The organism is Pseudonocardia bannensis (assembly GCF_012911875.1).
Classification (GTDB): domain Bacteria; phylum Actinomycetota; class Actinomycetes; order Mycobacteriales; family Pseudonocardiaceae; genus Pseudonocardia; species Pseudonocardia bannensis.
The window spans coordinates 1-10,640 of record NZ_JAAXKZ010000164.1 but is presented as its reverse complement, the minus strand read 5'-3'; the positions used below and the strand labels follow the sequence as shown (position 1 = coordinate 10,640).

9 protein-coding genes are annotated in these 10,640 nt (G+C 73.6%); 5 read left to right on the top strand and 4 right to left on the bottom strand.

Features of this window, described 5'->3' with window-relative positions; genetic code table 11:
• Positions 1-430 (top strand): 5-oxoprolinase subunit C family protein (locus tag HF519_RS27420; RefSeq protein ID WP_246245308.1); only part of this gene is annotated, 430 nt, incomplete at its 5' end.
• On the opposite strand, the gene HF519_RS27415 is transcribed toward HF519_RS27420, so the two are convergent.
• The gene (locus HF519_RS27415) at positions 379-1,974 is read right to left on the bottom strand and encodes an adenylate/guanylate cyclase domain-containing protein (RefSeq protein ID WP_169415883.1); all 1,596 of its coding nucleotides are present in this window, start codon (positions 1,972-1,974) and stop codon (positions 379-381) included. The genes HF519_RS27420 and HF519_RS27415 overlap by 52 nt on opposite strands.
• 261 nt (positions 1,975-2,235) lie before the next feature.
• Between HF519_RS27415 and HF519_RS27410 the strand changes: the two genes are divergently transcribed.
• Together HF519_RS27410 and HF519_RS27405 are read left to right on the top strand one after the other, a co-directional pair.
• Entirely contained in the window at positions 2,236-3,285 is a 1,050-nt protein-coding gene (locus HF519_RS27410) for a hypothetical protein (protein WP_169415882.1), read from the top strand.
• Positions 3,286-3,389: 104 nt separating this feature from the next.
• Positions 3,390-4,403, top strand: a complete 1,014-nt coding sequence (locus tag HF519_RS27405; RefSeq protein ID WP_169415881.1) for a hypothetical protein — start codon at positions 3,390-3,392, stop codon at positions 4,401-4,403.
• Positions 4,404-4,465: 62 nt separating this feature from the next.
• On the opposite strand, the gene HF519_RS27400 is transcribed toward HF519_RS27405, so the two are convergent.
• Genes HF519_RS27400 through HF519_RS27390 form a run of 3 tightly spaced genes read right to left on the bottom strand, consistent with a single transcriptional unit; the run spans position 4,466 to position 7,982 of the window.
• Positions 4,466-5,335 carry a MaoC/PaaZ C-terminal domain-containing protein gene (locus tag HF519_RS27400; protein ID WP_169415884.1) on the bottom strand — a complete coding sequence of 290 codons (870 nt, stop codon included), beginning with the start codon at positions 5,333-5,335 and terminating at the stop codon, positions 4,466-4,468.
• A complete protein-coding gene (locus tag HF519_RS27395; protein ID WP_169415880.1) occupies positions 5,335-6,687 on the bottom strand; it encodes a 3-oxoacyl-ACP reductase in 1,353 nt (450 codons plus the stop codon). The genes HF519_RS27400 and HF519_RS27395 overlap by 1 nt, the downstream gene beginning before the upstream one ends.
• Positions 6,684-7,982 carry an acetyl-CoA C-acetyltransferase gene (locus tag HF519_RS27390; protein ID WP_169415879.1) on the bottom strand — a complete coding sequence of 433 codons (1,299 nt, stop codon included), beginning with the start codon at positions 7,980-7,982 and terminating at the stop codon, positions 6,684-6,686. The genes HF519_RS27395 and HF519_RS27390 overlap by 4 nt, the downstream gene beginning before the upstream one ends.
• Positions 7,983-8,058: 76 nt before the next feature.
• Here HF519_RS27390 and HF519_RS31945 point away from each other — a divergent pair, with 76 nt between their 5' ends.
• On the top strand, positions 8,059-8,847 hold the full coding sequence (locus HF519_RS31945) for a TetR family transcriptional regulator (protein WP_312860388.1): 789 nt from the start codon (positions 8,059-8,061) through the stop codon (positions 8,845-8,847).
• Positions 8,763-10,640 (top strand): acyl-CoA dehydrogenase family protein (locus HF519_RS27385; RefSeq protein ID WP_312860389.1); only part of this gene is annotated, 1,878 nt, incomplete at its 3' end. The genes HF519_RS31945 and HF519_RS27385, both read left to right, overlap by 85 nt.

Sequence of the window (10,640 nt, the reverse complement as noted above, 5' to 3'; positions counted from 1 at the left end):
CGTCGGTCCCGAACCCGCCACGTTCCCGCTGATCGACGTCGCGCCGGTGGCCGTACCACCGGGCGGCACCGTGACACTGCGTGCCGTGGCCGGTCCACGTGCGGACTGGGCGGCCGACGTCTCCGCGCTGACCGGCACCGTGTGGAGGGCGTCGAGCCGTAGCGATCGCGTCGGCATGCGCCTGGAGGGCGAACCGCTTCGCCGGCGCCCGGACGCCGCGGAGCTACCCAGCGAGGGCATCGTGCGCGGGGCGATCCAACTGCCGCCGGGCGGCCACCCCGTGCTCTTCCTGGCCGACCACCCGGTCACCGGTGGCTACCCGGTCATCGCCGTGGTGCTCGACCCGGACGTCGACAGGGCCGCGCAGGTACGTCCCGGTCAGCCCGTCCGCTTCACGCTCGTCCCGCCGCCCTGGACCGACCGCCCGTGATCCTCCCGGCCTGACCCGGCCTCGGCCACCCGCCCCGGCCCGGCCGGGGCGTCCGTGGGCCGCGGGGTGGCCAGCTGGGTCGGCTCGCAGCGCCCGCGCAGGGTGACGGCGTCGCCGAGCATCCAGCGCGCCGCCTCCTCCGCCCGGGCCAGCTCCACCGCCACCCCGGCGGCGAGCACCCCGCCCGGCACCGACTTGGCCAGCTCGGTGAGCCGGGCCGCCTCGTTCACCGGGTCGCCGATCACGGTGTACTCGTAGCGACGGACGTCGCCGATGTTGCCGGCGACCGCCTCCCCTGCCGAGACGCCGATCCCGACGGTCACGTCGGGCAGCTCCGCGGCCAGCCGGCGAGCGAGCAGCCGGCCGGCCTCGAGCGCCGCGCCGGCCGGGTCGTCGGCGTCGGCCGGCGCGCCGAAGACGGCCAGCGCGGCGTCGCCCTCGAACTTGTTGATCCATCCCCCGCAGGATTCGACGACCTCGACGACGACGCCGAAGAACCGGTTGAGCAGGGTCACGACCTCGGTCGGGGGGCGCTGCGCGGCCAGCGCCGTCGAACCGACCAGATCGACGAACAGCACCGCGACCCGGCGCACCTCCCCGCCCAGTTGCCCCTCCGAGCGCAGCGCGGCCGCCGCCACCTCTCGGCCGACCTGGCGCCCGAACAGATCGCGGATTCGTTCGCGCTCGCGCAGTCCGGCGGCCATCGTGTTGAACCCGGCCTGGAGTTGGCCCAGCTCGGTGCCGTCGTAGACGGGCACCCGCACGTGCAGGTCGCCCTCCTCGACGCGACCCATCGCCTTGCGCACCGCGAGGACCGGATCGGCCACCGCACGGGCCGCACCGACGGTCATGAGCAACCCGACCACGAGGGCGGTACCCCCGATGGCGAGCACGATGACCGCGAGCTGAGTGACCGCGACGTCCTTGAAGACCAGCGCGGAGACGGCCGACAGCAGCAGCCCGAGGACCGGAACGCCCGTGCCCAGGGCCCAGAACAGCACCGCCCGGACGAGCACACCGAACCGCTTCCGGCGCCGCGGTGGGTCGGTCGCCAGCACTCGCGCGGCCGCGGGTCGCAGGATGCGTTCACTCAGCAGGTAGGCCAGCGCGACCGTGGTGAGCCCGCCGAGCAGCACCGTCTCGCCGACCGACAGCGCCAGCCGCCAGGAGAACGTCGCGTTGAACGCGACGAACACGACGGCCGCGGCCAGCCAGAGCGCCGTCTGCACGGTGGCCAGCCGCAGCGGGCCGTAGAGCACGAGCGTGCGCTCCCGGCGCTGCGCGTCGCCGGCGCGCAACCGGAACCGCCGGCCGCCCCAGAACAGTCCGAGCGGCAGCGCCACGAGCAGGTACCCGCCGAACAGCGCGAGGTTGAGCAGCCGGACGCGGCCGGGGTCGGCGATCGTGCCGGTCGGCAGCACCCATGCGGCCAGCGCCAGCACGACGGCGGCCCCGAACAGGTTGGCCACCACGATGACGGCCGCGAGCAGCAACCGGAGCGGCCAACCGATCACCGACCGTCGGACCCGCCCGGATCTCGCCATGACCAGGCAGCTTAGGCCAGCCGGAGCAACGCCTCGAATAGGTGCAGACGCAACGAAATTCAGGCTATAGCGTGAAAGAATTGCTCGGACGTTTGCGCGCAAACTCCACGCGGTATCCGCCGCTGGAAGCGGGCACCCCAGGTCACCGAATGAATTCCGGGTGAATTCTTGCGATTCACTCACGAACTCAGCACGATCGGTGCACCGCCAGGGCAGTTCCGGGTGAGGATCCGGGTGCAGGACGGGCCGAGGACATCGGGGGTGAGAGCGATCGGTATCGCGGACGGCATCAGGCCGGCGGGCGCGCTGGTTCGCCGCCTGCTGATGCTCGCCGCCCTTGTGTCCGGCTTCCTGCTCGCGGGCGCCGTGCTCGCCGGTGCGGCCCACGCCGACACCGGTGAGGGCGCCACATTCGGCGAAGGATCGGGCGCGTTACTCGCCGACACCGTCGACACGACGGCTTCGGCTCTGACCGAACCGATCCGGCCCACCCAGGACGGCGAGGACCGCAACGGGGGCGGCCGGGCCTCGCCCCACGACACCGGCACCAGCAGCGACGACAGCAGCGACAACAGCAGCCGTGACACCAGGAGCGACACCAGCGGCGAGGACACCACAGCCGCCGGCCTTCGGCAGGCGTCCGAGGGCGGCCGGCAGGCGAGTGACCGCCGAGCCGCCACGGCGGACCGCCTCCTCGAGCCCCTCCGCGACGCACCGGCCACGGAGATCGCTCCCCCCGACCCGCTCGCCGAGCCGGTGGAACCCGTGCTCAGCGAGCGGGTGGAGCCGTTGCAGCGAGCCGTCCCGTCCCTCATCGGCCCCGTCACCGACCCCGCCGTCGATGTCGCCGAACCCCTCACGTCGCTGGTCGGGCCGCTCGTCGAACCATTCCTGGAGCCCGATCTCGACGAAGCGGGCTCGACCGCATCCCCGTCGACCGCAGCCCCGGCACCCGCGCCGGGTGTCGCCGGGCCCGGCCCGGCCACCCGCCGCGTCGCGGCCGCCCGGCCGGCCGGGCCCGCCCTCGGCGGGTTCCCCCTGACCGGTGTCGTTCCGTCATCGCTCCCGTGGCCGATCGCTGCCGCGCCCGCTGCGGCGAGCGACCCCGTGGCGCCCCCGCCCACGCCGTCGCAGCCGGCGATCCCGGCGCCCGCGTCGCTGGCCCCGGTCTCCGGGGGCGGGGCGGGTCCCCCGCCGGCGATGCTGCAGGCGCGGCCGGTGCCGGACATCGCGCCCGGCCGACCCCTCCCCATCGCCGCTCCGCTCCCACTCACCTGGTGGTACGAGCAGATCGACGTCGGGCCCGATTAGGCCCTCATTCGTCCATATCCGCTTCGAGCTCGACACGTCATCAGGCAAATTCCGGCTACCACCCGACTCAATTCTTCACCCGATCAGGGAAGGCTCTACCTGCCATGCGCTCGACTGTTCGCCGCATTCTGACCGTCGCCGTCACCTCCGGCTTCCTGGCTCTCACCGGTGCCGGCCTCGCCCACGCCGACGCCGTCTCCGAAGTCGTACAGACCCAGGACAACGGCACCACCCAGGACAACACCAACACCACCGACATCGCCCAGGCGAACCCGGCCGTCAACGCCTTCAACGTCGGCGAGTCCAGCGTCGAGCAGGACAACTCGATCGACAACAGCAACAAGCAGAAGAACAACAACGACACCGACCAGGACCAGGACGGCGACGCCGAGACCTGGGCCGAGGGCAGCCGCGACGGCGACGCCTCCGCGACGGCGATCGTCGACCAGCTCCAGGGCAACTCGACCGACCAGAGCAACACCAACTCCACGTCGATCGTCCAGGCCAACCCGGCCCTCAACGCCTTCAACGTCGGCGAGTCCAGCGTCGAGCAGGACAACTCGATCGACAACAGCAACAAGCAGAAGAACAACAACGACACCGACCAGGACCAGGACGGCGGCGCCGAGACCTGGGCCGAGGGCGGCCGCGACGGCGGTGACGCCTCCTACGCCGAGGTGTTCCAGACCCAGACCAACGACACCGCGCAGAGCAACAGCAACGACACCTCGATCGTCCAGGCCAACCCGGCCGTCAACGCCTTCAACGTCGGCGAGTCGAGCATCGAGCAGGACAACTCGATCGACAACAGCAACAAGCAGAAGAACAACAACGACACCGACCAGAGCCAGGACGGCGACGCCGAGACCTGGGCCGAGGGCAGCCGCGACGGCGACGCCTCCGCGACGGCGATCGTCGACCAGCTCCAGGGCAACTCGACCGACCAGAGCAACACCAACGACACCCGGATCGAGCAGGCCAACCCGGCCCGCAACATCGGCAACGTCGGTGAGTCGAGCATCGAGCAGGACAACTCGGTCGACAGCAGCAACGACCAGAGCAACGACAACGACACCGAGCAGGACCAGGACGGCGACGTCCTCTCGCTCCTCGGCTGATCTCCCCGTACGCAGACCGGCCCCGGTGGACCACGTCCACCGGGGCCGGTCTGCGTCTACGGCTACCGCGCGCGCACCGATGCCCGCAGGTGTTCGTGTCCCGACCGCGAGGCGACCGCGAGGTCCCAGTCGGTCGGCCCGGCCTGCCGGGTCCGCAGCTCCACGGTCGACGGCAGCAGCAGCGGCTTGCCGAACGCGACGTCGAACTCGGCGGTGGCGGGCAACCGGCCCTGCAGCGCGGCGACCGCGCGGGCGGCGGTCCACATGCCGTGCGCGATGGCCCGCGGGAACCCGAACGCCCGCGCGGTGAGCGGGTGCAGGTGGATCGGATTGATGTCGCCGCTGGCCCGGGCATAGCGGCGCCCGGTGTCCCCGGGCACCCGCCAGACCGCTGACGGCGGGCCGCCCTCGACGGCGGACGGCTCGGGCTCGGACGCGGCCGGCCGGCCCTCCGGGACGGGGGCGCCGCGGGCCAGGTAGGTGCTCCGCCCGCTCCACACCCGCTCCCCGCCCGCGTCGACGTGCGCGACCAGGTCGACCTGGGCGCCCCTGGGGTGTGCCGCGAGGTCCGCCGCATGCACGGTGATGCGCAGTCGCTCGCCCGGGCCGATCGCGCGGGCCGCGACGATCCGGTTGCGGACGTGCACCAGCCCGGGCAGTGCCAGCGGGAACGACCGGTCGGCCATCAGCGCGATCTGCAGGGGGAACGCCAGCACGTGCGGGTAGGTCAGCGGCAGCACGCCGTCCAGGGCGAGCCCGCAGGCCCGGGCGTACTCCGCGAGGTGCCCGAGGTCGATCCCGACGTCCTCGCGGATCAGCTGTGCGTCGGGCAGCGTCCGGGGGCGGCCACCCGGGAGCACCGCCCCGATCGCGGCCTTCGCGTACCGCGGACCCAGCGCAGGTACACCGACCAGCACGGTCGTGGGCGCCATCACGCCCCCAGGATGCTCTGGCCGCACACCCGTACGACCTGGCCGTTCACGCCACCCGTCTCGGCCTGCCCGAGCCATCCCACGGTCTCCGCGACGTCGACCGGCAGCCCACCCTGGCGCAGGCTGTTGACCCGGCGTCCGGCTTCCCGGGTGCCCAGCGGCATCCTCGCGGTCATCTCGGTCTCGATGAACCCGGGGGCGACCGCGTTGATCGTCGCGCCGCGCTCGGCGAACCGCGGGGCGAGCGCGCGGACCATGCCGATCACGCCGGCCTTGCTCGCCGCGTAGTTCGTCTGGCCGCGGTTGCCGGCGATGCCGCTCTGCGAGGAGACGCAGACGATGCGGCCGGCCCCACGCAGCACGCGATCGTCGGCGAGCAGCGCATCGTTGATCCGCAGCTGCGCGGCCAGGTTGACCGCGAGCACGGCGTTCCACCGCTCGGGATCCATGTTGGCCAGCAGCTTGTCGCGGGTGATGCCGGCGTTGTGCACGACGATGTCGACGCCGCCGTGGCGGTCCCGCAGGTACGCCGGCAACCGCGCCGCGGCGTCGTCGGCGGTGATGTCGAGTTGCAGCGCGGTGCCACCGGTCCGGTTCGCGACCGCCGCGAGGGCCTCACCCGCGGCCGGAACGTCCACGGCCACGATCGACGCCCCGTCGCGGGCCAGGGTGTCGGCGATCGCCGCGCCGATGCCCCGGGCGGCGCCGGTGACGACGGCGACCCGCCCGGCCAGCGGCCGCACCCGGTCCACCGGGGCGTCCATCCCGGCCGGGTCCACCGCGGGCCCGACCGGCACATCGATGCGCACGACCTGGCCGTCGACGTACGCCGAGCGGGCGGAGAGGAAGAACCGGACCGACGAGTCCACCGCGGCGGGGACGGCATCGGCGGCCACGACCAGCAGGTTGGCCGTGGCGCCGGCCCGCACCTCCTTGCCCGCCGAGCGGACCAGTCCCTCCAGCGCCTGGGCCACGGCGGCCGCCTCGGCGTCGGTCCCGTCCGGCTCCGGGCCGAGCAGCAGCAGCCGGCCGGACGGGGCGAGCCTGCGGACCGCGGGGGTGAGGAAGGCCTGCACGGAGGCGAGATCGGTGATCGTGCGGGCACCGGTGGCGTCGAGAACGACGGCGGCGATCTTCTCGTCCCCGGGCGCGTCGAGCACGGTGCCGCCGGCGTCCTCGACGAGAGCGCTGACGGCCTTGGCGAACCGGCCCGCGCCCACCGCGCCGACGAGCGCCGGGCCGGCCAGCAGTGGCTGCCCGGGCTCGTAGCGACGCAGCACCGGGACCCGAGGGATCCCGAGCCGGGCGGCGACGGGGCTGTTGGACAGGTCGCGGAACAGGTCGTTGCTCATCGGCCGGCCTCCAGGATCGCGACGACGCCCTGGCCGCCCGCGGCACAGATCGAGATCAGCCCGCGGGCCGGGCCGCCGGTGGCCGCCTTCTCGTGCAGCAGCTTGGCCAGGGTGGCGACGATCCGTCCGCCGGTGGCCGCGAACGGGTGGCCGGCGGCGAGCGAGGAGCCCGCGACGTTGAGCCGGGACCGGTCGATCGAGCCGGGCGGCGCGTCCAGGCCGAGGCGCTCCTTGGCGAACGCCGGGTCCTCCCAGGCCTTCAGCGTGGCCAGCACGGTGGAGGCGAACGCCTCGTGGATCTCGTAGAAGTCGAAGTCCTGCAGCCTCAGGCCGTTGCGCTCGAGCAGCCGCGGGACGGCGTGGACCGGCGCGGTGAGCAGGCCGTCCCGGCCGTGCACGTGGTCCACCGCGGCGGTCTCGGCGTCGACGACGTGCGCGAGCACGGGCAGCCTGTGCTCCGCCGCCCACTCGTCGGAGCCCAGCAGCACCAGCGCGGCGCCGTCGGTGAGCGGGGTCGAATTGCCCGCGGTCATCGTGGCGTCCGGTCCGGAGCCGAACACCGGCCTGAGCTTCGCCAGCTTGTCTGCCGACGCGTCGGGGCGCAGGTTCGCGTCCCGGGTCAGGCCGAGGTACGGGGTGACCAGGTCGTCGAAGAAGCCGCGGTCGTAGGCGGCGGCGAGGTTGCGGTGGCTCGCCGCGGCGAGCTCGTCCTGCTCGGCGCGCCCGATGCTCCATTCGGCCGCGGTGATCGCGGCGTGCTCGCCCATCGAGAGCCCGGTGCGCGGCTCGGCATTGCGCGGGATCTCCGGGACGATCTGCCCGGGCCGCAGACCGCCGAGGATCTTCAGCCGGGCCGAGAGGCTGCGCGCGCCGTTCAGCGCGACCAGCAGCCGGCGAAGGTCGTCGTTGACGGCGATCGGTGCGTCGCTCGCGGTGTCGACGCCGCCCGCGATGCCGCTGTCGATCTGCCCGAGCGCGATCTTGTTCGCGACCAGGATCGCGGCTTCGAGACCGGTGCCGCAGGCCTGTTGGACGTCGTAGGCGGGGGTGGCGGGCGAGAGCCGGCTGCCGAGCACGGCCTCGCGGGTGAGGTTGAAGTCGCGGCTGTGCTTGAGCACCGCGCCGGCCACGACCTCGCCGATCCGCTCGCCGGCCAGGCCGAAGCGGGCGACCAGGCCGTCGAGGGTGGCGGTGAGCATGTCGGAGTTGGAGGCGCGGGCGTAGGCGGCGTTCGCGCGGGCGAACGGGATGCGGTTGCCGCCGATCACCGCGGCGCGCCGGACGTTCGTCGGCATGAGGCTTCCCTTCATCGGGTACGAGCCGGTTACCCAGCAGTAGCCGATACTCAAAGTACACGGTACTGTGAGTATCGTGAAGGCCACCCGGGATCGCCGGAGCAGCCGGTGGGACGCCCATCGGCAGGCCCGTCGCGTCCAGCTCACCGACGCCGCGATCACCGCGATCCGCGAGCACGGCGCGGGCGTCGGCATGGAGGACGTCGCCGCCGCGGCCGGGACCAGCAAGACCGTGGTCTACCGGCACTTCGCCGACCGAGCGGAGCTCTACGTGGCCGTGTGCGGCCGGGTCGCCGAGGCGCTCGTCTCCCAGGTCCGCCGGGCGATGGAGGGCGCGAGCGGGCCCCGGGCGACCGCGGCCGCGGGGATCGAGGCGTACCTGCGGCTCATCGAGGCCGACCCCGAGGTCTACCGCTTCGTGGTGCACCGGCCCCCGCGCAGTACCCGCGACACCGGCGACGTTCCGGCCGATCCGGTGCGCGACCTCGTCTCCCACATGGGGGACCACGCCGCCACCGTCATCGCCGCACAGCTCGAACGCACCGGCGGCGACCCCGCCGCGGCCGTGCCGTGGGGGCACGGCGTCGTCGGGATGGTGCACGCGGCGGCGGACAACTGGCTGGCCCGCCCGTCCGGGATGTCCCGCGAGGCGCTGGCCGCCCACCTCACCGATCTCGCCTGGGCCGGCCTCTCCGGCCTCACAGGTGCACCCGAGCCCGCTCCGGACGAGGAGGACGCATGGCCGCCGATGCCGGCATCGATGTCGCCGCCCTGCAGAAGGTGCTCGACGGCCGCTGGGCCGCCGTGCGCGACGACGTGCGCGAGCAGATGGGGCAGATCCGGCTGCACCCCGACCCCGACCTGAGCACCGACGAGCACCGCGAGCGGGTCACCGACGGCATGTTCCAGATCGCGCAGAGCGGCCGCCCGCGCACCGGGTTCGACCCGGCCCACGGCGGCGGTGGGGACGTCGGCGGCGTGGTCACCGCATTCCAGATGCTCGGCTACGGCGATCTGTCACTGCTGGTCAAGGCCGGTGTGCAGTGGGGCCTGTTCGGCGGCGCCGTGCAGGAGCTGGGCACGGCGCGCCACCACGACCGGTACCTGCGGGCGATCATGGACGGGGATCTGCCCGGCTGCTTCGCGATGACCGAGACCGGGCACGGATCCGACGTCCAGAACCTCGGCACGACCGCCACGTACGACCCGGCGACGCAGGAGTTCGTCGTCCACACCCCCGGCCCCTCGGCGCGCAAGGACTACATCGGCAACGCCGCGCGCGACGGACGCATGGCCGTGGTGTTCGCGCAGCTCATCACCGGGGGCCGATCCCACGGCGTGCACGCGCTGCTCGTCCCGATCCGGTCCGGGTCCGGTGCGGCGCTGCCCGGCGTGACGATCACCGACTGCGGCCGTAAGGCCGGTCTCAACGGCGTCGACAACGGCAGGCTGGCGTTCGACCACGTCCGGGTCCCGCGCGAGGCGCTGCTCAACCGCTTCGCCGACGTGGCGCCGGACGGCACCTACTCCAGTTCGATCGAGAACGAGACCCGCCGCTTCTTCACGATGCTGGGCACCCTCGTCCGCGGCCGGATCAGTGTTGCCGGCGGCGCCGGGAGCGCGGCGCAGAAGGCGCTGGCCATCGCGGTCCGCTACGGCGAGACCCGGCGGCAGTTCAGCGACCCGGCCACCGGCGAGGAGGTGGTCGTCCTCGACTACCTCGCCCACCAGCGCAAGCTGCTGCCCGCGCTGGCCACGACCTACGCGCTGCACTTCGCCCAGGAGGAGCTCGTCTCCGCCATGCACGACGTGCAGGCGCCCGGGGCCGCCTCCGACGAGGACGCGCAGCGCGCGCTGGAGACGAAGGCCGCCGGGGTCAAGGCCGTCGGCACCTGGCACGCGACGGCGACGATCCAGGCGTGCCGGGAGGCCTGCGGGGGCGCGGGATACCTCGCCGAGAACCTGCTGCCACAGCTCAAGGCCGACACGGACGTGTTCACCACGTTCGAGGGCGACAACACGGTGCTGCTGCAGCTGGTGGCCAAGGGCCTGCTGTCGGAGTACGGCGCCCGGGTCAAGGGGCTCAGCCCGCTGGGGATGGCCCGGTTCGTCGGTGACCAGGTCGCGGGGGCGGTCGTGGAGCGCAGCGGCGTGCAGGCGCTGGTCGGCCAGGTCCGCCACCGCGACCTGCGCGACCGCGCCTACCAGCGGCGGCTGTTGGCCGACCGCGAGGAGCACCTGCTCGCCTCGCTCGCCCGGCGGCTGCGCGCGGCGCTCGCCCCGGGCGCCGACCAGTTCGGGATCTTCAACGCGGCCCAGAACCACCTGCTGCGCGCGGCGCGGGCACACGTCGACCGGGTCGTGTTCGACGCGTTCGCCGCGGCCGTCGAGCGCACCGGGGACGCGGGCGTGCGCGCGCTGCTCGCGCAGGTGTGCGACCTGCACGCGCTGTCGGTGATCGAGGCCGAACGGGCCTGGTTCGTCGAGCACGGCCGGTTCACCGCGGCCCGCAGCCGGGCCGTCACCGCCGCGGTCAACGAGCTGTGCGGGGCACTGCGCCCGCACGCGCGCACCCTGGTGGACGGCTTCGGGATCCCTGAGGGCTGGCTGGCCTGCCCGCTGCTGGGCATCGAGGCCCCGGCCCCGCCCGCCCACGCC

What these genes read in the sequence shown, in the direction of transcription:
- HF519_RS27400 (WP_169415884.1), bottom strand. Translation starts at nt 5,335, where the DNA reads ATGGCGCCCACGACCGTGCTGGTCGGTGTACCTGCGCTGGGTCCGCGG.
- HF519_RS27395 (WP_169415880.1), bottom strand. Translation starts at nt 6,687, where the DNA reads ATGAGCAACGACCTGTTCCGCGACCTGTCCAACAGCCCCGTCGCCGCC.
- HF519_RS27390 (WP_169415879.1), bottom strand. Translation starts at nt 7,982, where the DNA reads ATGCCGACGAACGTCCGGCGCGCCGCGGTGATCGGCGGCAACCGCATC.
- HF519_RS27405 (WP_169415881.1), top strand. Translation starts at nt 3,390, where the DNA reads ATGCGCTCGACTGTTCGCCGCATTCTGACCGTCGCCGTCACCTCCGGC.
- HF519_RS27415 (WP_169415883.1), bottom strand. Translation starts at nt 1,974, where the DNA reads ATGGCGAGATCCGGGCGGGTCCGACGGTCGGTGATCGGTTGGCCGCTC.